The 23,040-nt window shown below is 37.4% G+C and carries 22 protein-coding genes; 15 read left to right on the forward strand and 7 right to left on the reverse strand.

Annotated elements, in window-relative coordinates; all coding sequences use genetic code 11:
- The first annotated feature begins 8 nt into the window (after positions 1-8).
- The 3 genes from IEV52_RS18735 to IEV52_RS18745 all read left to right on the forward strand — a co-directional run bounded on the left by IEV52_RS18735 (position 9) and on the right by IEV52_RS18745 (position 1,623).
- The gene (locus IEV52_RS18735; protein WP_188404101.1) at positions 9-392 is read left to right on the forward strand and encodes a hypothetical protein; all 384 of its coding nucleotides are present in this window, start codon (positions 9-11) and stop codon (positions 390-392) included.
- A 585-nt stretch (positions 393-977) separates the two neighbouring features.
- Positions 978-1,250: a hypothetical protein gene (locus IEV52_RS18740; protein ID WP_188404102.1), complete on the forward strand. Its 273-nt coding sequence runs from the start codon at positions 978-980 to the stop codon at positions 1,248-1,250.
- Positions 1,251-1,311: 61 nt separating this feature from the next.
- Positions 1,312-1,623 (forward strand): hypothetical protein, encoded by a 312-nt coding sequence (locus IEV52_RS18745; protein ID WP_229754372.1) that lies wholly within the window; start codon positions 1,312-1,314, stop codon positions 1,621-1,623.
- A gap of 89 nt (positions 1,624-1,712) precedes the next feature.
- Here the strand turns inward: IEV52_RS18745 and IEV52_RS18750 are convergent, their stop codons facing one another.
- On the reverse strand, positions 1,713-3,374 hold the full coding sequence (locus tag IEV52_RS18750; protein ID WP_188404103.1) for a glutamine--tRNA ligase/YqeY domain fusion protein: 1,662 nt from the start codon (positions 3,372-3,374) through the stop codon (positions 1,713-1,715).
- A gap of 125 nt (positions 3,375-3,499) precedes the next feature.
- Here IEV52_RS18750 and IEV52_RS18755 point away from each other — a divergent pair, with 125 nt between their 5' ends.
- The 6 genes from IEV52_RS18755 to IEV52_RS18780 all read left to right on the forward strand — a co-directional run bounded on the left by IEV52_RS18755 (position 3,500) and on the right by IEV52_RS18780 (position 8,094).
- Positions 3,500-4,429 (forward strand): dipeptidase, encoded by a 930-nt coding sequence (locus IEV52_RS18755; protein ID WP_188404104.1) that lies wholly within the window; start codon positions 3,500-3,502, stop codon positions 4,427-4,429.
- A 109-nt stretch (positions 4,430-4,538) separates the two neighbouring features.
- On the forward strand, positions 4,539-5,222 hold the full coding sequence (locus IEV52_RS18760; protein ID WP_188404105.1) for an SIMPL domain-containing protein: 684 nt from the start codon (positions 4,539-4,541) through the stop codon (positions 5,220-5,222).
- Between the two features lie 49 nt (positions 5,223-5,271).
- The gene (locus IEV52_RS18765) at positions 5,272-5,601 is read left to right on the forward strand and encodes an ArsR/SmtB family transcription factor (RefSeq protein WP_188404106.1); all 330 of its coding nucleotides are present in this window, start codon (positions 5,272-5,274) and stop codon (positions 5,599-5,601) included.
- 22 nt (positions 5,602-5,623) lie between these two features.
- Entirely contained in the window at positions 5,624-6,553 is a 930-nt protein-coding gene (locus IEV52_RS18770) for an ABC transporter ATP-binding protein (RefSeq protein ID WP_188404107.1), read from the forward strand.
- Positions 6,550-7,647: an ABC transporter permease gene (locus IEV52_RS18775; RefSeq protein ID WP_188404108.1), complete on the forward strand. Its 1,098-nt coding sequence runs from the start codon at positions 6,550-6,552 to the stop codon at positions 7,645-7,647. The genes IEV52_RS18770 and IEV52_RS18775 overlap by 4 nt, the downstream gene beginning before the upstream one ends.
- A 24-nt stretch (positions 7,648-7,671) precedes the next feature.
- A complete protein-coding gene (locus IEV52_RS18780) occupies positions 7,672-8,094 on the forward strand; it encodes a DUF6526 family protein (RefSeq protein ID WP_188404109.1) in 423 nt (140 codons plus the stop codon).
- Between the two features lie 47 nt (positions 8,095-8,141).
- On the opposite strand, the gene IEV52_RS18785 is transcribed toward IEV52_RS18780, so the two are convergent.
- The 6 genes from IEV52_RS18785 to IEV52_RS18810 all read right to left on the reverse strand — a co-directional run bounded on the left by IEV52_RS18785 (position 8,142) and on the right by IEV52_RS18810 (position 12,781).
- Entirely contained in the window at positions 8,142-9,209 is a 1,068-nt protein-coding gene (locus tag IEV52_RS18785) for a hypothetical protein (RefSeq protein WP_188404110.1), read from the reverse strand.
- Between the two features lie 38 nt (positions 9,210-9,247).
- A complete protein-coding gene (locus IEV52_RS18790; protein WP_188404111.1) occupies positions 9,248-10,054 on the reverse strand; it encodes a hypothetical protein in 807 nt (268 codons plus the stop codon).
- Between the two features lie 29 nt (positions 10,055-10,083).
- Positions 10,084-10,461, reverse strand: coding sequence for a hypothetical protein (locus IEV52_RS18795; RefSeq protein ID WP_229754373.1), 378 nt, complete (start codon positions 10,459-10,461; stop codon positions 10,084-10,086).
- 76 nt (positions 10,462-10,537) lie between these two features.
- On the reverse strand, positions 10,538-12,100 hold the full coding sequence (locus IEV52_RS18800; protein WP_188404113.1) for an LXG domain-containing protein: 1,563 nt from the start codon (positions 12,098-12,100) through the stop codon (positions 10,538-10,540).
- A 17-nt stretch (positions 12,101-12,117) separates the two neighbouring features.
- Positions 12,118-12,387 (reverse strand): YwqI/YxiC family protein, encoded by a 270-nt coding sequence (locus tag IEV52_RS18805; RefSeq protein WP_188404114.1) that lies wholly within the window; start codon positions 12,385-12,387, stop codon positions 12,118-12,120.
- A gap of 16 nt (positions 12,388-12,403) precedes the next feature.
- Positions 12,404-12,781, reverse strand: coding sequence for a YwqH-like family protein (locus IEV52_RS18810; protein WP_188404115.1), 378 nt, complete (start codon positions 12,779-12,781; stop codon positions 12,404-12,406).
- Positions 12,782-13,299: 518 nt separating this feature from the next.
- On the opposite strand from IEV52_RS18810, the gene IEV52_RS18815 reads away from it, so the two are divergent.
- The 6 genes from IEV52_RS18815 (at position 13,300) to essA (ending at position 22,951) form a co-directional block, all read left to right on the forward strand.
- On the forward strand, positions 13,300-13,593 hold the full coding sequence (locus IEV52_RS18815) for a WXG100 family type VII secretion target (RefSeq protein ID WP_188404116.1): 294 nt from the start codon (positions 13,300-13,302) through the stop codon (positions 13,591-13,593).
- Between the two features lie 74 nt (positions 13,594-13,667).
- Positions 13,668-13,907 carry an ESX secretion system protein YukD gene (gene yukD / locus IEV52_RS18820; protein WP_188404117.1) on the forward strand — a complete coding sequence of 80 codons (240 nt, stop codon included), beginning with the start codon at positions 13,668-13,670 and terminating at the stop codon, positions 13,905-13,907.
- Positions 13,908-13,922: 15 nt separating this feature from the next.
- Positions 13,923-15,245, forward strand: coding sequence for a type VII secretion protein EssB (gene essB, locus IEV52_RS18825; protein ID WP_188404118.1), 1,323 nt, complete (start codon positions 13,923-13,925; stop codon positions 15,243-15,245).
- A gap of 11 nt (positions 15,246-15,256) precedes the next feature.
- On the forward strand, positions 15,257-19,747 hold the full coding sequence (gene essC, locus IEV52_RS18830) for a type VII secretion protein EssC (protein ID WP_188404119.1): 4,491 nt from the start codon (positions 15,257-15,259) through the stop codon (positions 19,745-19,747).
- Positions 19,744-22,479: a type VII secretion protein EsaA gene (gene esaA / locus IEV52_RS18835; RefSeq protein ID WP_188404120.1), complete on the forward strand. Its 2,736-nt coding sequence runs from the start codon at positions 19,744-19,746 to the stop codon at positions 22,477-22,479. The genes essC and esaA overlap by 4 nt, the downstream gene beginning before the upstream one ends.
- Entirely contained in the window at positions 22,466-22,951 is a 486-nt protein-coding gene (gene essA / locus IEV52_RS18840; RefSeq protein WP_188404121.1) for a type VII secretion protein EssA, read from the forward strand. Before esaA ends, essA begins: the two co-directional genes overlap by 14 nt.
- Positions 22,952-23,040 lie beyond the last annotated feature (89 nt).

Here is a 23,040-nt window from a genome sequence, read left to right on the forward strand (position 1 = left end):
TGATTTAGATGATAAAGAGAGGAAAATATACTAGTTATAATAATAAGGAATATTCTATAGGAAAAGAAGGAGATGACTGGGTAAACTTAGTTAGCAAGGACTCTAAAGACTTGAATAATGGTTTTCAACCGCACCCATTAGATAAGGCTGTTTTTGTTAAGAAAGTCTCTAGAAATAAGTTAGATAAAATATATAAAATAACTCCTTATGCAATTTATAAAGGATATAAGTTAAGTATTGGCGGTGAAACAGACGGTAAAATTCTCTTAGGAACAGGTGAGGTTAAAATAGCTGATGCATTAGGTTTTAATAGAACTGATAAATACTTCTATGAGAAGTGGATTGACAACAAGGATTTAAAAATTATGGAGGAAAAAGAAATACTTAATTAAAAATAGCTGTTTTAAAACAGCGAAAAAAGAAGGGCCAACTTGGACCCTTTTTTTAAATTTAAATCAATATGCGTTATTCCAAGGTCAAGAACATTACATATATCCATTATATTAAACTTGTAGATGGAATATAAACGCACAGGCCAAATAATATTGCCTTAAGTTTCAGATTCTACTTTAAACGAATGGGATTACAAGTCTAAAGCAGACCAAAATGGTGAATGCTTATGTAAACAAATTGAGAATTCTCAGGGATTGTTTGATGAAAATTTATTTAATTGGGGAGAGATTATTCAGTGGGATGACTTTAGATCACACCAAACACAAATCAATATATTATATAATAACTAGAATGTTTTAATGAATTCTTTATACCATTTAGAAACCTTATTAAATACTTAAAATAGACTATTACAAACGACCAGATTCAAACTGGTCGTTTCCTGTATACAAGTGTTAATCTCATGTGCCTAAATAGGGGGAGTACTGGCTTGGCAAAAAGAGATCAAATTTTATTACAATTAATTTATCCTTTAGATTGGATAAAAGAAATTAGACATATACCTTCAAGATAGGAGGTTTGTTATGCAAAATGTAATTATAGTTAAAGAACAAATTAAAAAAGTAATTGACAAAGTAATCGAAAAAAAGAATATAAGAGAGCATGAATTTTTAGATACTCTCTTAAAAAGATTGGAAAATTTGTTAAGTGCGGTGGATACTGAAAGTTTTAAAGATATAAGAAAAAATTCTGGAATAAATGGAGCTTTACGTGCCTATTTCGACACTAATCTCGTTGAAGGTTACGATGAGCCACTTGTTATTGAGCTTGATAAATTAGAAATGATGCTAAAGTAGAAAAAAGTTGGGAGTGAAGAGAATTGCTCGTTCTGTAGTGGAAGTATGATTGGGGAATTAAATGGGATGGCAAAAGGCTAAACAGCTAGTCAAAGCACAGGAGCTAAACAGAGGACAAAAAATGAATAAAAATGATTTAGAAATAAAACTTAAAAATTTAGGAATAGAAGAAAATGATTATAACCTAGGGGAGAAACCTATCCGTGACTTAGAAATTGGGTTAATGAAAGAAGTTAATGAATGGAAGGTCTATCAATCATTAGAAAAAGGCGAAATTAATATTATTGATACTTTTGATAATGAAAGTGATGCATGTGAGCTTTTACTAAAATACTTGGTTATGAGAAAAAATAAGAAAGAAAGAAACAGGTAAGCTTTTGGAAGCTCAAGAAAACGAAAAAAAGTAAAAAAACGATAATCCATATACAAAAAAGAAGGGTCCACTCAGGACCCTTCTTTCTTTTATAATTTAAACGAACTCTTCAACGACACGATTTCGTTAAATACGATTTTGTCTTCTGATGTATGCTTCGGATCTACGTTGAAGTAGCCATGGCGGAAGAACTGGAACTTGTCCTGTGGTTTTGCGTCCTTCATGTTCGATTCGATATACCCTTGTTTTACGATTAACGAATCTTTGTTCACGTAATCCAAGAACGTTTTGCCTTCGCTATCTTCTTCACTTTCCATATCTGCATCAGAAATTAATGGCTGATATAGGCGGAACTCAGCAGGAACCGCTTGTGTAGCTTCTACCCAGTGCAGGGTTCCTTTTACTTTACGGCCTGTGAATCCAGTGCCGGATTTCGTTTCGACATCATACGTACAATGAAGTTCAACGACGTTACCATCTTCATCTTTTATAAAGTCCTCACATTTAATGAAGTAAGCATGCTTTAAGCGAACTTCGTTACCAGGGAAGAGACGGAAGTACTTTTTTGGAGGATCCTCCATAAAGTCTTCACGCTCGATATAGATTTCACGAGAGAATGGAATCTGGCGTGTTCCCATCTCAGGATTTTCCGGGTTGATCTCAGCATCAAGCATCTCTACTTGCCCTTCAGGGTAGTTCGTGATCACGACTTTTAACGGATCAAGGATTCCCATCGTGCGAGGAGCTTTTACCTTTAGATCTTCACGGATAAAATGCTCAAGCATGGCTGTATCAGCTGCGCCAGAACCTTTTGAAACACCAACCGCTTTTACGAACTCAACGATTGATTCCGGCGTGTATCCTTTACGGCGTAACCCAGAGATCGTCGGCATACGCGGATCGTCCCATCCATCCACATATTCTTCGTCTACAAGCTGCTTTAATTTACGCTTACTCATAACGGTATTCGTAAGACCTAGGCGGCCGAACTCGATTTGCTGCGGCTGGCTTTCCATTTCAGACTCTTCTACAACCCAGTTATAAAGAGGACGTTGATCCTCGAACTCTGTTGTACAAAGCGAGTGCGTTACACCTTCGATCGCATCCTCAATCGGGTGAGCGAATGCATACATCGGATAGATGCACCACGTGTCACCTGTATTGTGGTGAGTCGCATGAGAGACACGATAAATAACAGGATCGCGTAAGTTAATGTTAGGTGAACTCATATCGATCTTTGCACGAAGTACCTTCTGTCCGTTCTCGAACTCGCCTTTACGCATTCGATCGAACAGATCTAAGTTCTCTTCAACAGAACGGTCACGGTATGGACTTTCTTTTCCTGGTTGTGTAAGCGTTCCGCGATACTCACGAATTTCATCGGCCGTTAAGTCATCCACGTACGCTTTGCCTTTCTTGATCAGAAGAACGGCACGATCATACATTTCTTCAAAATAATCAGAAGCAAAGCGAAGGTTCTCCCATTCGAAGCCGAGCCATTCAACGTCTTTCTTGATGGCATCTACGTATTCTTGATCTTCTTTTAATGGGTTTGTATCATCAAAACGCAGATTTGTTTCTCCGCCAAACTCATCTGCCAGTCCGAAATTGATCACGATCGATTTTGCGTGTCCAATATGAAGATATCCATTAGGCTCTGGTGGAAAACGTGTAACTACTTTTTTATGTTTTCCAGATTCCAGGTCGTTTTGGATGATTGTTTTAATAAAATTAGAAGAACTATTCTCCATCCCGTATCAAGCCTTTCCTTATATGTAAACTAAGATATACTTTACATTATAACAAAAATAAATTTCAACTAAACGTATTCTTTTAGTGATATCAGGGATTATTTAAATGAAATGGTGGGATCAATATGAATGTTATTGACTTGCATTGCGATGCATTATTAAAACTTTGGGAAAGAAATGGGAGATTGAGGTTTGCAGATGCACCGGAACTGGCAACGAACAAAGAGCGGCTTCAAAAAGGAAAAATAAAGGTTCAGTTTTTTGCGATTTTTGTTGAACCGTTCATTCCGTACGATCAAAAGTTCCAGGCTGCTCTTCAGCAAGTGGATCACTTCTATAAGGAAGTTCTCGGTAAGAATCCAGAGATGAAGCATCTTAAGGATTGGACTGATTTTGACACGTTAAAGGAAGGCGAAGTCGGGGCGATGCTGACTTTAGAAGGTGTTGACGCTATTGGTGACGACATCACAAAACTTAGCATCCTTTATCAGTTAGGTGTTCGGTTGATCGGTCTCACATGGAACCATGCGAATCTAGCAGCGGACGGGGCGCAGGAACCACGTGGAGCAGGACTAACGCTTTTTGGAAAAGAAGTCGTGAAATTTAATAACGAGCATCAGATTCTAACAGATGTCTCTCATCTGTGTGACAGAGCGTTTTGGGACGTGATGGAGCTGGCAAAGTATCCGTTAGCGAGCCACTCTAACTCACGTAAGTTGTGTAATCACCCACGTAACTTAACAGATGAAATGGCAAAAGAGATGTTCAAAAAAGGCGGCGTCGTTCACGTCGTATATAATCCGCCTTTCACAACGGATGAAGGAACGGCAACTATCTCAGATCTCATTAAGCATATTGATCATTTCTGCGGACTAGGTGGTGTGAAACAGATTGGTTTAGGGTCGGACTTTGACGGAATCTCTCAGCTCATTACAGATCTAGAGGACGCATCTAAGACTCAAAACTTAATCAATGAACTATTAAAGCATTATTCTGAAGAAGAAGTACGAGGATTTGCCTGCCAAAACTTCTTGAACTATCTACCTAAAAATTAAGCAGGAAAAGCATTTGTCACATTCGTGTCAGATGCTTTTTTGTTATTTCTTCTTTTTATAAGAGAGCACGCATAGCTTTTAGGGAGTAGAACTTGAAAGGAGCTATTACATGTATTACAACACCTATGGATATCAGAATGCGGTAAATGGGAAGTATGATCGGCAAATTAAACCAAACCGTCTCACTGTAACAGGGGAAGGTACGGTAACAGCAGCATCTGATGAAGCCATTATCACAATTGGAGTAATAAATGAGAGTCCAAACCTAAGCGCAGCTCAAAAAGAGAACGCTGATAAAACGGCTGCTGTCATACAAGCATTGATGTCGCTCGGCATTCCTCAAAGTGACATTCAAACTTATGTGTATCGGATCGAACCTCAGTATAATTACGAAAACGGCCAGCAAATCTTTAGAGGGTATCGAGTTGAGCACCAGCTGCAGGTAACGGTAAGGGATATTAGTAAAACAGGTCAAGTGATCGATCAGGCAGTTGCCGCAGGCGCCAATTCTGTTTCGTCCATTCAGTTTACGGTATCGAACCCAAATGCTTTTTATAATCAGGCATTGACCATCGCTATTCGAAATGCTCAGGAGAAAGCCATTTCAATGGCAAGAGCATTACAAGTTACGCTGCAGCCAGTTCCTGTTATCGTTCAAGAATTGTCGCAGCCGCTGCCGCCAAGGCCAATTCCTTTTCAGGCAGCAATGCTTGCTCAAAGTGCAGAAACGCCTATACAGCCAGGTGAAAATAAAATTATGGCCACCGTTAAAGTGGAATTTACGTATAGCTAGTATACGTATAAATTGACAGGGGGCATGAATATAATTTATATTTAACCAAATGGTTAAATATAATACAGATAATTTGAATGATGTATTTTCTGTTCTGTCTGATCCTACAAGGAGGAGTATCATCGAGCAGCTGTCAAAGGGGGAAAGGAGTGTTCAAGAGTTAGCACAACCTTTTGATATGTCTCTCCCTGCGATCTCAAAGCATTTAAAGGTTTTAGAGAACGCTGGTCTTGTAACTCACCGAAAAGAGGGCCGTTATCGATACTATTCTATAAAGCCGGACTCAATGGATGATGCTTGTGAATGGATGGAAACGCTCAAACAGCTTTGGTCGAAATTCGGAGGTATGTTTGGCTGCAGCAAAAATACAAAGCAATAAAGTGTAGTTAGGAGAGTGAAAATTGGAGACTCAGCAGGAAATTATTAAGGTGCAGAAACTAGTGAAACGATACGGGAATTTTACTGCAGTAGATGGCAGTGAGTTCTCAGTACATAAAGGAGAAGTGTTTGGTTTGCTCGGACCAAACGGAGCAGGGAAGACAACAACCCTTGAGATGCTTGTGGGACTACGCAAGCCGGATGAAGGAACGGCGATCGTTGGTGGTTTCGATATATCGAAAGAGCTTGATCGAGTGAAAGAGGTAATTGGGGTACAGCTTCAATCGACCACTCTATTTGAGTTGTTAACCGTGGAAGAAATTCTTCATCTATACGGAAGTTTTTATCCTGAACACATTTCAATTCCTGATCTTATTGAGGACATGCTCTTAACGGAGAAGAAGAATAGCAGAATTAAAGGTTTGTCTGGAGGACAGAAGCAGCGGCTGGCGATTGCGCTGGCACTCGTGCACGATCCACAGATCATATTTTTAGATGAACCTACAACGGGGCTTGATCCACAAGCTCGCCGTACATTATGGGATATTATTTTGCGTTTGAAGGACCGAGGCAAGACAGTTGTGCTGACTACACATTACATGGATGAAGCACATGTATTATGTGACCGTATAGCCATCATGGATCAAGGGAAGCTCATCGCACTTGATACACCAAGCGAACTCGTAAAAAACTTGCAGTCTGATAGTGCGGTCGAGTTCAAGTTTAATGAGGAAGATGTTGACGTAATCTTGTCAGAGATTGATGGTGTCAAGCAAGTAGGAAGTCAGAAAGATGTTCATGTTTTGTACACGGATGATCTGCAGAACACGTTAATGAGTTTAATTGCTATTGCTTCTGAGAAAAATCTGAAGCTTGTTGATCTGCAAACAAGAACTGCAACGCTTGAAGACGTATTTATTCATATGACAGGAAGAAGGTTAAGAGAAGGATGAGAGCTTACTACTTACTAACATTAGCACAGCTGCGGATATTCCTTCGAAACCGGCAAGTTTTATTTTGGACTCTTGCCTTTCCAATTGTTCTGATGGTCATGTTAGGTTCTTTCTTAGGTAATGGCAGTGGCATATCATTAACGGTGGCCGTTGTGGACCAAGACAAAAGTGAACAGTCAAAAACACTAATAAAAGAACTAGAGAAGAATGAAGCAGTCTCACTGGAGAAAAGTTCTGAAGAAAAAAGTGTGTTAGATCAGCTGAAAAATGGTGATTTAACCCTAGTCGTTACCATTCCAAAAGGATATGGCAGCAATCTTACTTCCGGTAATAAGGCAGACCCTTTTGAACTGCCAGTCTATTATAATGAAACAAATATGGCGATGTCCCAAGTTGGGCTCCAGCTAGTCAATAATGCAGTGGATACGATAAGTAAGAAACAGCTGGATTATCAGCCTTTGGTTGTCACTGATTCAAAAGGTGTAGATGCCTTGAACCTGCGTTACATCGACTTCCTAGTCCCTGGTATCGTTGCGATGATGATTATGAGTAACAACATGAACGGGGTAGCAGGTCAGATCTCCTCATGGCGTGAACGCGGGATTCTGCGAAGAATGCAAGGAACGACATTAAAAGCATCCACTTTTATAGCGGCTCAAATAACAGCCCGTTTTATGCTGAACGGTTTGCAGGCGATGATTGTACTTGCTGTTGCGTGGCTAGCATTTGGGATTGAAGTACGTGGGTCCTGGCTAACTGTAATCGCATTCGTCACGCTTGGCACATTAGCGTTTATGGCGATCGGTTTTATTATTGCAGGGATAGCGAAGACCCCGGAGAGTGCGGGTCCTATCGCAGGATTTCTTTCCTTCCCGATGTTGTTTTTAGGCGGTGTGTTCTTCCCGATAAGAGATATGCCTGAATTTCTCCAGCCGTTCGTACAGGTTTTGCCTATTGCTCATTTAAGTCATGCACTCCGAGAAACCATGAACGTAGGAGCTTCATTTTTAGATCTTGGCATGGAGGCTATAATCCTAGGCGGATGGCTGATTGGAGCATTTATTGTGGCAAGCTTTACTTTTAAGTGGGAGTAAATAAGAAGAGAAAGAGGAGAAGAAATGAACACACAAAATTATAAAAATCATGCACGTATGCATCCGATCTATCATTATGTCTTGTCATTGCTGGTGCTGGTGGGATCAATAGCAAGCGTAGTTTATCTGTTTCAAAGAGAGGACATGTTTTTAGGCGTAGTTCTTGTTGTCCTATCGTTTAGTTTAATAGTTACATTTATACTTTTGCGCATATACCCATTGAAAGCACAAGACCGGGCAATACGAGCTGAAGAGAACCTGCGTTATTATGTGTTAACAGGAAAGCTTCTAGATGCAAAACTTACGCCAAGTCAGATCGTCGCACTTAGATTTGCACCAGATAATGAGTTTCCGAGTTTGGCAGAAAAAGCGGCAGCAGAGAACATGAAACCGAAAGAGATTAAGCAAGCCATTAAGAACTGGAAAGCGGATCATTACAGAATATAATTCCAAATACTAAAAACGCATGGGCAAAGATCCATGCGTTTTGTTTTCTATCTGTTAACTTTTTTTGGAAAGCAGCTAAAAAAAGATAATAGTACAATCATGACTTCAGATATCAATATGTACAATAGTAATGTTCCATATCCATCTTCTACCCAAGAGCTTTTATTGATTAAGATGAAAAAGCTCATGATTAATAATACTAAGTTGCTTTTCCAAAAGAAATTCAAACCTCTTTTTATAGAGAATGGCTCCGGCTTGTCCTTTTTTTGACTGTTCGTTCTTTGTGACTTTTTAATTTTAGCTTTAGGCTTTGTATCAGTCGGCACTTGCTCAAAAAACTCATAAATGGTATCTTCAATCTTTTTAAAGTAATCTGAGACTGAAACAGGGATAAAGTATACTTTGTGTTCGCTGACTTTTTCATATTCCAAATGCCAAACCATGTCGTCTCCAGGCACAGAGAAAGCAACTTGATCTGTTCTGCTTTTTCCATCTACATAGTCTGTTTCAGTAAAGGTAAACGGATTAAATACTTTCCCGTTCTTTTTAAAAGCAACAATGAACTCCTTAAAAGACTGGTTTTCATTTTCGTTATTGAACATTTGTTCTATTTCCTCATCTTTGAGCTCATGCAGGGAATTATACACTTCTTCTGAAACTTGAATAGGCTGCATCTTGCTAAGATTTTGAGATGACCCAGGATCCAATTTGTAAAACCGAGCTAATTCTTCCTTATAACCTTTTCTATGATCTAAATATGTAAACGTATGCTGTTCTCCATCAACGAACTGACAGATGGAAAAACTTAGATCGATTTGATGAATAAATAATTCATGACCAAGTCTTTTACAGTGGAAGTTCCTTTTAGATTGTCCGACAGCATTCATAAGATCCTCTAAATCTTTTGATAGGTTCGTTTCTGTCCGTGCATGCCAAAAGCCCTTTTCCCGTAAGGATTGTTCCGCTTCTTCACTGAATAGATTTACGTCTTTCTTTTTTTTAGAGACCATATTTTTAGCTGAAATTAAATGGCGGACGAAACTGTTATATCCACACAAGGCCATAGCGCTCGCAAGCTCTTTCGAAGTCAAAGTAATCTTATCCGTATAATTCATAACAGTTCTCCTTTTAATAAACTGATATTATTGGAGTTTTATTGGTTAATTATAGTTTTTAGTTGAAAGTGCGTTTCGATTGTCTCTTGAATCTTGGTTAAATATAGACTGATAGGAACAGGGACAATAAATAGCTTTTCTTGATCTACTTGCTCGTAGTCAAGATGCCAAATATAACCATCAGATGGCAGTAAAAAAACTACTTGGTCTGTCGTGGTTTTGTCTTTCACATAATTAGATTTTAAAAATGAAATGTTGTCTAATTTTTGTTCATTCCATTTAAAGTCTTTTAGGAATGTTCGTAATGACATGTTAAGTTCCATATCGTTGATCATAGTGTGAAGCACCGATTGATCTATAGTATGGAACTCATTAAATACTTCTGTTGATATTTCTACTGTTTGCAATTCTTTATGAATGGCTTCCCCTTCATTTTTTCTTTCCAGTTGATTTTTCATGAGAGTTTGATAGCCTTCTGAATGAGGGTAGAAGGTAAAAGAGTGTGTTTGATCAGTAACCTGCTGTACAAGAGAGTATTTGTTGTTTAGTAAATGAATAATCAGAAGATGGTTTCCATTCACAAAACGAACCTTATTACTTGATTGAACAAGAAGACGCATCATGCTCTCTAATCCGGAAGCAAGCTTTGTTTCCCTGTTATCTTCCCAATAACCACGATGCTTTAGCATTTGTTCTGATTGTTGGACAAATCGATCGAACTGTTCTTCACTTTGAATAAGATTCTGGTCGTTCAGTATCTGACTTGCTGCCTTATCGAAACCGCATAATGCAAGAACAGCCACTAATTCATTTGTTGTAAGAGAAATAGACTGTGAAGTATTCAATCATTTAACCTCCTATAATAAGTTAATCATTATCCGTTATAAATGTGCATGATAAGAATCCATTGTATAAATAAAAAGGCAAAGAAAATAAGGGAGAACAATTTGTTAATTAGAAAAGGCAAACGATTTAATGCTGATTGCGCAAAATAGTTTAATCCGAAAAAAGCGAGTGTTGTGTATTTATTAAACAAAGATAAGATGTTCTGTTTTTCTGTATGATAATTATATTCAAATAAACCTATAATCGCGTTTTGCATAAAGATAGATAGAAAAGCAAAGATAGCATTGGTTAAAATTAAAAGAAATAAAACAGAGGAAGGCAATGGAATATCTATTCCAATAAAAATTAATGAAAGCAGGGAACAAAAAAGAATAGATAGTAGCATACTAGCAGATTTTGCGTTCATAATAATTCCTTTCTTTAAGGATTTTAATAATTGGCTTTAGAATAGCACATTTAAATGCAAATAGTTCAAATGAAAATTATCTAAACCATCCTGAGACAAAATCCGATGCATCTGATAAGGCATCTTTTACATTTTCTGTGGTATCTGAGATCGTTTCCTCAGTCCATTTACCAGCTTTCTCTCCCCAGCCTTTAACTGTGTCTTCAACAGCCCAAGAGCCAACTATACCGATTCCTGCACCAACTGCTCCTCCGATCACAGTTCCTACACCTGGGAAAATCATGGTACCAATAGCTGCTCCACCAGCAGTTAACCCGGCAATCCCAACATCCATACCAATTCCTGCTGCAAATCGCCCACCTTTTTCCCAATCAGATTTATACTGATTCTCATCGTTGAAAAACTCTCCAGAATTGGTGACTAAAGAAAACGCAACACCAACAATAGGAATTCTCTTCCCAACAGTGGTCAAACCTTTTGCCGTTTTGAATTGATCCACAGTTTTAGGAACATCTACCTTTGCTTTATAAGATTTTAAATCTCCTTCTTTAAATGCAAAAATTCCTTTATGCTCACTAATGATCTTGCCAAAACTTATTCTGGTAGTCCCTTTTTCTAATCCTATAATCTCTTTTAGGACACCACTTGGTTTATTATTGTATTTTCCTAAATACTTTAAAACTGGATTGCCAGATGTTTTATCTCCTGATTTAAGCAATTTATATATATTTTCTGCTAATTTGGATTCGTATTTCTTATTGCTTCCTTTAATCCATTTTGGCGATGCTTTCACGATAAAATTCCCGTTCCCATCTTTTGTTAGCTCAAGCATTTTAGAGGAAAGGATTGTAACTGCAAGTGCACCTTTTACTAAATCAAGGCCCCCAGTTCCTTTGCCTAGAGTATCTAGCCATTCAGAGATATCACCCATAAATGTAGAATCGCCTTGTTCTACAGATAATTCTATTGCATCATCAATCATGTTCTGTATTGTATCTGATGTCATAAAATATTCTTCGATTTCTAAAACCGTTTTTTCTGACAAATAGATACCACTGCTTGACCAGCCTTCAACTTTTCCAATAAACTCCGATACTTTGGATAAGTCAGCAGAATTTTCTTTTAGAGATGTAGTGCTGGTTTCATCTAAATTGTTTAGTTGGTCAATCGTCTTTTGGTTATTTCTCTGTGCTTCATTTATCTGAGAAACTAAAGATTCAGGATTTATATATGATGTACTGACAAGGTGGCTTACCTTCATTAAAATGTCATTCATGACCTCTACGGAATCTTGAGTATATTGTTCAACTTTTTCGAGTCCTTTGTAGACGTCCTGAACGATAAATTCTTCAGTAATGAGTCCATTATCAGTTTCATAACCTGTAATTCTATCTTTTATTTCTTTTAGTTCAGTTATATATTGATCTAAAAACTGATTGAGTAAAAGGGTAATAGGAACATGAAGGACTTTGAAATGTTCTTTGATCGCAATACCGCCTTCCCCTTTCAGCCCATGTTCAAGTTCTATAATTTTATTTAAACTGTTGCGAATCGCTAAAATTTGCTCTTTCTCACTTTCTTTTTTATGAATGGATTGGTCAATTTCTTGAAGTACTTCAGAAACCTTCAAAACTTTCATCTTCTTATTATCCTCCATCATTTCATCATTTTAGAAGCTTGCTGATCCGCCTCGAACAAGGTTTCAATGCTTTTCCAAGCATCTTGTTCCACAGTCGTGAGGATCTCTTTATATGTTTTCAATGTGTCATAATACATTTTTTCTATTTCTTCTATTTTAGCTGTGAGACTTAACTTTGAATCGGAAAACTGGCAGTTCGGATTTTCTGTATTTAATGCCTGAATCTTATTTCTAAAGTCATGAAATGCAGGCTCTACTTCACTTTTGATTACTTTAATTTCTGACATAAAGTCTCACCCCAATTTATTTAAGATTAGATATTTCGATTCTTTTTGAAGATATAGAGTTAGACAAAGAAGCGTTGGTGCTTTCTAATGAGTTTATTTTTGATAATATATTGTCTAACTGTTGATCGACTAAATCAGTTATAAGAGAATGCTGCTGTTCTATTTCTGAACGTTCTCCGTTAAAACGCTCGGCATGTTTGCCCCCCCATACTGAAGTATCCAACTTGGGCTGATGAATGAGTTTTTTGTATGAATTAAATTCTTGCTGCTCATTAGAAAGCTCATCATAACTTTTTTTCAACAGATTAATTTTTTCTTGGTTCCCAGCTATTTGATTGGATAGATTAGATATATCTGCATTTAACGACAAAATCATTTGAGAGTTATCCCTCATTAGATCACCTCATACTTTAATTGCATTTTCACTAATACATTTTACACATAAACGAGTTAATAAAATAATTACCCTTTAGTCCTGAATTTACATATTTTAGATAATGTTTCTAATGGCTTTTTACCCATATTGAATAGGGAGCTAACATGTGAAAATCATGACACTTGCTTCTGATAGTAAAAAAGATATGAATATTAAAAAGATAAATTGAAAACAGGGACTTTATTCATAGTTATAAGGATTCAAAGTTGGTTATTTTATAAGATTGTATTGAATTGTAGTGGGAAATTGTGGTAGTAATTGTTGTGGACATTATTATTTTAATTCAGAAAAGGAATATTCGTAATTAGTCGATATTAATAACTTAATAAGTATTTAGTATCATAAATTTTGAAATTTATGGTTTTTCTTTTTCCAAAATAGGGAAAATACAGGTGTGTTTATCCGAATTTATTCAGGAGCAACCGATCAACTAGATCGTTGTTTATAAATTACTTTAATAAAAGGGAGAGAAGAAAATGTCAGGAATTATTCGAGTTACGCCAGCAGAGTTAGTCGATATGTCAGGACGTTATTCTAATGAAAGCAGTCAAGTTGGAGAGCAAATCTCTAGACTTAACAGCATGATCAGTCAGCTTGAAGGAATGTGGGAAGGGGAAGCAAGCAGAGCGTTCAGCCAACAATACGAATCTCTTAAACCATCCTTTCTTCAAATGCAGCAATTATTAGAAGATATCTCCGTTCAATTGAACAATACATCTAAAGCTCTTGAAGACGCGGACAATCAAATCGCTAGCCAGATCAGAGGATAACTTTTGCTTGCTTGGCTATAGAAAAACAGAGCGCCTTCTTGTACTAGGCGCTCTTTTTAGTTGGGGTGTTACATATGTATGTTGAAATTACGATAGATTTAAAAAATTATTCGGGAGAGACGTTTGATCTGCGTCTATCAAACTTTCATTCAATTAAAAAAGTGGTCGATATCGTTTGGCAAACGAAGGGAATCGAGGAACGTCCAAGGGAAGGCTACTGGGTTCGTATTCCTAACAAAAATATGATTCTTTCAGGTAATCAAAAACTTTTGGATAACAGTATTACAACAGGTGATAGGTTTGAAATCCTATGAGGGGAGTCTAACTGAATGACTGAAGAGAAAAAAACATATTTGGAAAAATGTTTAGAATCCCACATTCATAGAAAAGAGGATTCTATTACTTTTGCATTCCAAAAGGAAAAAATCAAGCTTGATCATACACTAGAAATTGATCTGCTTAAGGAACTAGACTCAGACATCAAAAGAGATATTTCATTAGAAGATAATGAGTTAAGAATTACGGTAAAACCGAGCCCGCGATATCGCTTCTTCCAAGGAATCAAAGATATTAACGAAAGAAGTAGATGGATTCTTTCTTATCAACTTGTAAATAAGGTAAAGCAACACCATTTATCGCGTTTAAACTTAGTTGTTTGTCCGGAGAATATTGTGTTTGATCAGAGTCTGACACCTTATTTTCTTCATTATGGAGTTAAGGAATCCATCCCGCCTTATGAGTACAATCAAGAGCGAGTAAGACAGGAACTTAAAGCAACTATTGCCTTTATCACGGATGGGAAGTATGCGTTTCAGGATTATTTGAACCTTTATGAAACGATTGAACTCTCTCCTTCAGCAAGAAATATTTTAAAAGCTGAAGATGAGGAAGCGTTATTAACGTTTATCCAAAGCAAGCTTCATGAATTAGATGAAAGAGATAAAGTCATCGTAACTATTCCCCAAAAAAAGTGGAAGTTAACCCGTTATATTGCTTTAGGATTGCTGATCTGTTTTATCCCAGCACTTATTTATACGTTTTATTCCATCTTTTTTCTTCAACCTAGACAGGATGCATTCGTTACAGGCAATGAACACTTCCTAGGAAAAGAATATAGCGATGTTGTTGAGGTTATGGCAGAAATTGATGTGCAAGACATGCCGGACGTTGTAAAATATCAGCTTGCATCTTCGTACATAGTTAATGAGTCTCTTACTGAAGATCAAAAAGAAAATATTCAAAACACCGTTACACTTCAATCTGATCCGCTTTACTTTGAATATTGGATTCATATCGGGCGAGGCCACGCTGAGGAGGCACTTGAAATTGCTCGTAATATAGAGGACCAAGATCTTATTATGTTTGCTTTAATAAAATATCGTGAAGTTTTAAAAGCTGATAACGATTTAAAGAGTGAGGAAAAGCAGAAGAAGATTGATGAGGTTCAAGCAGAGATTGATGAATATCTCGATGAACAAGAAGCGATAGAGGAAGAAGAAGCACGTAAGGCAGAGGAAGAAAGAAAAGCATTGGAACAAGAAGAGGAAAAGAAAAAAGAACAAGAAGCTCAAAAAGAACAAGCCGCCACTCAACAATCAGAGAGTCAAGCTAACCCAGCAGCGAAGCCAAAAGCACCTGCTGCAGCTAATTAGAGGGGTGAAGTATGTATACACTTTGGTTTTTTTGCAATAAAACGTATCAGCAAATACCGATTAACAAAGATTTAAATCGCCCTATCACAGTGGGTTCCCAGATTCAACATACCGTTACGATAACTGGATTCCCTTTTACGGATGGAACTGTAGCCATTAAGAAAGATGTAGAACAGAATCTGCAAATCTTTCAAAATGATTTACACGTTGGTACACTCACTGAAAATGACTCTCTTATTTTAAGGGATGGGGAAGCAACTTTAACTCTTTATACAAAAGAGACACCAGACAAAACAGAAACGTATTATATCGGTGATAAAAAAGAATGCTTATTTTCCACTTCTGATGAAAAGGCACATATTAACTGTCCATCAGAAACATCAACTTTATTATCTAAAGACGATTCATTTGAACTTATAAAGATTAATGAAAAATGGATGATTTCTGTTAAAAGCGAACAAGTCTATTTAAACGGTCATAAAATCAACGGAATAACACCGTTAGAAATCGGTGATATTCTTTTTTGGCCTTTTATGACAGTAAAGCTGATTGAAAATGATCTGCTGCAAATTACGAGTAATGAAAACTATCATTCTAAACTGCCGTTTGCCTTAAAGCCCATTTCTGAGATGAGCAAGAAGTATCCCGTTTATAGAAGAACTCCAAGGATGATATATGAACTTCCTAAAGAAAAGGTGACTCTATCTTTTCCTGCACAAGAAGGAGAAAATCCAAATCGAGGTTTATGGCTGATCATCATGCCGCCGCTCCTCATGATGATTGTGATGGGAATTGTAGCCCTCGTTCAACCACGAGGAATCTTTATCATTGTTTCCATGGTTATGTTTGCTACGACACTCGTTACATCTTCTGTTCAGTACTTTAAAGAGAGAGGAAACTTTAAAAGACGCAAGATAAAACGCCAAGAAGTATACACCAAGTACCTTGACCAAAAGAGGGAAGAACTTCACGAATTAGCGGATAAGCAAAAAATGGTCCTGGATTATCATTACCCTGCTTTTGAGCAAATGAAATATCTTACTGAACAAATTTCTGATCGAATTTGGGAGCGGTCATTGGATAGCCATGACTTTCTTCAAATTAGAATCGGAACAGGCAGCGTCCCTTCGAGTTATACGTTAACTGTAAACAGTGGTGACTTGGCGAATAGAGAGATTGATGATCTTTTAGAACAATCTCAGAAAATGGAAAAGGCATATCGGGAAGTAAAGAATGTTCCTATAACCGTAAACGCATCAACCGGAGCCATGGGACTGATCGGTAAAGAATCAGTTGTAAAGAACGAGCTTCATCAGCTGATTGGACAACTTGCCTTTTTCCATAGTTACCACGATGTTCGATTTGTTTTTGTATTTAATGAAAAAGATTACAGCAAGTGGGAGTGGGTAAAGTGGCTACCTCATTTTCAGCTTCCGAACTCCTATGCAAAAGGCTTGATCTATAATGAACAAACAAGAGATCAATTGCTCTCATCGATATATGAACTGATTAGAGAACGTGATATGGATACGGAAAGAGAAAAAGATAAAATGCGTTTTTCTCCGCATCTTGTTTTCATTATTATGGATCAGACCCTGTTATCCGAACATGTTCTGCTTGAATATTTAGAGGGTGAATACTCTCATTTAGGACTATCGGTTATCTTTGCCGCTGAAACAAAGGAAAGTCTTACAGATAATATCCACACATTAGTGCGCTATATTAACGAAAGTGAAGGAGATATACTGATCGAGGAAAAGAAGGCTGTACAAATTCCTTTTAAGCTTGATGTGCATCATCAAGAAGGAAATGAAAAGTTTTCAAGGATGCTTAAGACGTTAGATCATCAGGTCGGTATGACGAATTCAATTCCAAATAGTGTCTCGTTTCTGGAGCTATATAGAGTTAACGAAGTAGAGGAATTGCCTATTGAACAGAATTGGGTTTCACGTGAATCTTCAAAGTCTTTAGCTGTACCAATTGGTTTAAAAGGTAAAGAGGATCTTGTAGAGCTGAATCTTCATGAAAAAGCCCATGGGCCGCATGGACTTTTAGCAGGTACTACAGGGTCAGGGAAGAGTGAATTCTTGCAGACGTACATTTTGTCTTTAGCCGTAAACTTTCATCCGCATGAAGTGGCTTTTTTGTTGATCGACTATAAAGGCGGCGGAATGGCCCAGCCATTTAAAGACATGCCGCACTTATTGGGAACGATCACAAATATTGAAGGCAGCCGAAACTTCACAGCTAGAGCACTAGCGTCCATTAAAAGTGAACTAAAAAGAAGACAAAGACTTTTTGATCAATACCAAGTAAACCATATTAATGACTACACAGATTTATATAAACGCGGTTCGGCACAGGAGCCATTACCGCATCTATTCTTAATTTCGGATGAGTTTGCAGAGCTGAAAAATGAAGAGCCTGAATTTATTAAAGAGCTTGTAAGTGCCGCACGTATCGGCCGAAGCCTTGGTGTTCATCTTATCCTAGCTACACAAAAACCTGGTGGAGTCATCGACGATCAGATCTGGAGTAATGCCCGATTTAAGATTGCTTTAAAGGTTCAGGATGCAGCAGACAGCAGGGAAATCCTTAAAAATGCTGACGCTTCATCCATTACCGTGACAGGACGCGGGTACTTGCAGGTAGGTAACAATGAAGTATATGAGCTCTTTCAATCGGCTTGGAGCGGTGCTCCTTATCTAGAAGAATCTCTTGAAGCTGAAGATGAGGTTGCTCTCGTTACAGACTTAGGTCTTATACCTTTATCGGATATTTCTTCAAATAAAAGTGAAAAGAACGATGCAGAAGCAGAAATCGATGTCGTTGTTGACAGAATTGAAGAGCTTCAAGAAAAGATGGGCATTAAAAAATTAAATAGTCCATGGCTTCCTCCTTTAAGCAGCCGTCTGTATAAACCGCAAAATCAGGAAGAATCAGATCATGAAGTTTACCTTGGATTGGTAGATGAACCTGAAAAGCAATCACAGACGCCTTATATTTACCGTGTGATGGATGATGGCAACATTGGTATTTTTGGTTCATCAGGCTATGGTAAATCACACACTGCGATAACATTGCTGCTTTCCATGGCTTCAAAATTAAGTCCTGAAGAAATCCATTATTATCTTTTTGATTTTGGTAACGGAGCGCTATTGCCATTGAAGCAGCTGCCTCATACTGCAGATTATTTTTTACTGGATGAAGAACGAAAAATAGACAAGTTTATCAATATCCTAAAGGACGAGATTGCAGATCGAAAACTTAAATTCCAGAGAAGTGAAGTTAGCAGCATTAAAATGTATAACACGCTAAATACAGAAAAGCTGCCGCTGCTTTTTATTACTATTGATAACTTTGATCTTGTAAAGGAAGAGATGCAGGAATTAGAAATGCAGATGACACAGTTTGCCCGCGATGGACAGGCGCTTGGAATCTACATGATCTTCACTGCAACTCGTATCAACTCTATTCGTCAATCACTGATGAATAACTTAAAAACTAAAGTGGTTCATTATCTCATGGATAATACTGAGTCTTATATGGTTCTCGGAAAAGTTCCTTTCGCGCCTGAGCCTATCCCGGGGCGTGCCATTATCAAAAGAGAGGAAGTTTATTTCTCACAAGTGTATCTTCCTGTACAAGGAAAAGATGATTACAAATTATTAGAGAACATAAAAAATGAGATACAGTCAATTAGTGCCAAGTATGCATCAGCCAACACACCTCATCCTGTTCCGATGCTTCCGACGGAGCTTACGATGGTGAACTTTACTCAATTCACAAAAGGAAAACAAACAACGGGTATTCTTCCGATCGGATTGGATGAGGAGTCTGTTCAGCCAGTCTATATGAATTTCATGAAGAATAATCATTGCTTGATCATTGGACAAACCCAAAAAGGAAAAACAAATGCTTTACGGGTCATGTTAAACACGATTCTGCTTCAAGATACAGAGAAAATCGGTTTGTTTGATTCCATTGACAGAGGATTAACCAGTTACGCTTCAGAAGAGAAAGTACGCTATTTAGAGACAAAAGAAAGCATCTCCGCATGGCTGGATCAAGCAGAGGAAGTATTCAAGAAGAGAGAAACAGAATACTTACATTCTATTACTCATAAAACCATACAACAGCTTGGCTTTAAACAAATCTATCTCGTAATAGATGGATATTCACGATTTATTCAAAGTACAGACAGTATGCTTCAAGAGCGCTTATCAAGATTTATGAAAAATTATAGCCACCTCGGTTTTGATGTAATCGTGGCTGGAAACAATAACGAACTTACAAAAGGATTTGATTCATTCACAAGCGAGGTTAAACAGATTCGCCAAGCTCTTGTATTAATGAAGAAGTCCGAACAAAGTTTATACACCTTGCCTTATAACCGGAAAGAAGAAGAGATCCAAGCTGGATACGGCTATTATGTTGAGAACGGCAAAGAAACAAAAATACAAATTCCTCTATGTGTGATTGAAAGGAAGATATACACATGACAAATCCTTGGATGTATAGGATAAAAATGTTTCTTGCAGTGGCTATTATTCTTGTATTTCCTCAGCTTTTTATGCATTTTGTAGGAGATAATCCGATGCAAGCAAAGGAAGAGGGGAAAGGTACGCGATCGATCGCCATTGTAAACGAAGATTTAGGTACAGAAGATGCAGAGAGTAATCTTCAATTAGGCAGAGAAGTTCCTGCTATATTAGAAGAAGATTCTGAGTATAAATGGACTGTATTGAGCCGAAGCTCGGCTGTTAACGGCTTAAAAGATAAGAAATATGATGCAGTTGTCTATATTCCGTCTAATTTCACTTCCAATATTCTAAGTTATGATGATACACAGCCAGCAAAAGCAGACTTTAAATACACCGTTCAAACCCAGCTTAATGCTGTGAATAAAGAGAAGATTCTTCGCGAATTAAATGATGCAGGGAGTCGTGTCAATAAACAAATGACATCACTTTACTGGAATTATGTCTCTCAAGATATGAAAAAAGTAAGAACAGAGTTTGATAGAATCCTTGAAAAAGAAATTGAATTCCAATCAACAATGATAAGTTTTTATCAACCAGGATCAAAAACGCTCTCTGATGAATTAGAGAGACAGAGAGATATGCTCGTGCAGCTGCAGTCAACCATTCAGCAAGCTGATGAAACTTCACCGCAGCGTGCTCAAAATCTAGATCAATTTGAACAAAATTTAGCTTCATTTGTGGAGTATGTTGAGCTTTATAAAAAATATCAAGCCAATCAGCAAAAGCTGCTTAATGATTCCATTAGCAATGGGAAAGAAAGTTTTGCTGCGCGTCAGGATGAAACGAGAAGAATATTTGGTGAACAAAGTGAAGCATTCTTATCAGATCTATCTACTATTAATGATTTAATGGCAGGCAACAATCAAATGTTCGAATCTCTTAATGAAGAAAGGCTTAAAGAGGTTGAACGGCAGATTAATGAAGTGGGCATGATTCAAAGTGACATGTTAGATTCATACGCAGAGCAGGAACAACTCACTTTAGAAGAAAAGATTACTGCCGCGCGTGGTCAATTAGGTGAAGGAAATCCTGGTGGAGGAGAACCAGATATTCCAGGGCAGCCTGGTGATCCAGCAGCTCCAAATTTTAAGAATGAGTTAGATGAACTGACAGCAATTAATCAACAACTCCTTGACATTGTTAAAATGTTAAAGTTAATCCCTGATCCTAAGCCAGATAACGTTAATAAAGCGATTACTGACTTAGAAGCCTTATCAGGAAGGCTAACTAATGTAAAATCAAACCTTGAAGAAAAAATAAACCAGAATAGCTGGACAACAGAGTACCAAAAATTAAAGACTGACTATATTAATCTTATTGATGCATATGAACAGCTGATTAAGATTAATAATGCATCTGTTAATAATGCAGATATTTTTAGTCAAATCAATAAGAAAGAAAAAGCTATCATAAACCTTAATAACAAACTATCCGGAGTGTTAAAAGGTGATGTCTACCAAGGATCTACTGAAAAAGCCCTTTCATATTACGCGCTTTTGTCTGAGTACGAAGCCTTATTAAAAGGTTCGAATTCTGGTCTGAAAGATGCTGTACTATCTAATGAAGGATTGAAAAATCGCATACAGGAGACTTTAAGTGTAAGTGTTGAAGAGAAGGGGAAGTGGGAAGAACTCCAATCTAAAATCCCAACCACTCAAGATGAAGTGCAAGGGTTCGGAACTTCTTTCGCAAACTTTAAAGAAGCGTATCAAATGACTCTAGATGACCAGCAGCTTGCACTAATGAATGACATTCAATCCATTGAAGATAGTGCAAATTCTGTTTTGACAGAGTTAGAAGATATTCAAGCTCAACAAGCAGGCCAAGGAACATCATTATTAACCAACCAAAAAGGAATTAACCAAGAAATCACGAACCTCAACACCTTAATGGATTCTTTAGGAGAAAGACAGAATTCCGTTGTGAGTTCAGCTAGTGATTTACAAGTTAAAGTAAGCAGCGTTCAAAATAATGCAACAGTCTTAAATGAAAAATGGTCCGAGAATGTAGATTCTACAAAATCGGTCAGGGACGATGTATTTGATGTACTTGGAAATACGTATGTAGACGGTCAAAGCAATGGATATGTTTATGATTATCTAGCAAGCCCTCTTCAGGTTTCGGGTGATCAATCCCAAGTTGGTACAGAGTCAACAAAAGCCATTCCGCCGGTTGTAATCTTAGTCGTTATTTTAATCAGCAGTTTACTAATAGGATATTTCACTCACTATTTCAGCACTTTGCCGTTCTTAGTGAAAAATGCAATGTTTGGTTTATTAAACTTAATTGTAGGTCTTGTTATAAGCTTGTTTGGATTGGAGATATACTCGCTATCCAACAACAGCTCTATTCAATTCTCTATTTTCACTATCCTTTTATTGACGGCCGCATCAACGCTAGTTCGCGTAGCCTTCAATTTAAATCAATTTATTGGATGGCTCGCATCAATGGGATTAATCCTGTTCTTTGTTAGCCCGTTGCTTGCATTAGCAGCACCAAACTTCTCATACGAGGATCCAATGTCTACAGTCTATATGTCCATTCAATATGGAACAGGCAACGAGTTTAGTATAGGATGTTTCACATTGGTAGGAATAATTGCTCTATTTTCACTCATTCCTCTTGCAGCCAAGTGGTGGAGTAAACCAGATAAAAAGGCTAATTCGGATACAGCAAATGAAGCATTCTAAATTTTTAACGTCTTTATTGTTTTTGGCTGTTGCCTTTATTTGGGGAACGGATGCACAAGCAAGTAAAAACATTGAAGAATTAAATCCAAATCTGTATGAAGAAAAGGAGCGGAAGGATCAGTCCAATTTGATCTTGGATGAATCTCTTTCTAAAAATAAAAGAGAAATTCCAGAGGAACAAAAGGGACTTTCCTTTAATCAAAAGTCTTCAGACCAACTAGAAGATGTTCAAAACGGTTTATTTGATACTACAGATTCGGCCCAGAATAATAGCATTTTATCAAAAGCAAAAAAGATGAATCTTTTCTCAAAAAGTGAGGAACATGCTTTTACAGCCTTACCTCAAGAGGAAGAAGATGAGAGTTCAATGTCAAATATATCGCTTGTCTATTCTGTATTAATTGGACTTGGGATCCTTTTGATTGTTGCCATCATGTTTCAGGGAGCAAAACCGAAATTTAAACGTAAGTAAGCAGGGACTTGTGAGTTCCTGCTTTTTTTAATAAAAGATGAAACTTTTACAAAGATAGAAGGCTCTAATAGGTGAAAGGGGGCAGGGAC

It is taken from the genome of Fictibacillus barbaricus (genome assembly GCF_014635025.1).
GTDB lineage: Bacteria > Bacillota > Bacilli > Bacillales > Fictibacillaceae > Fictibacillus > Fictibacillus barbaricus.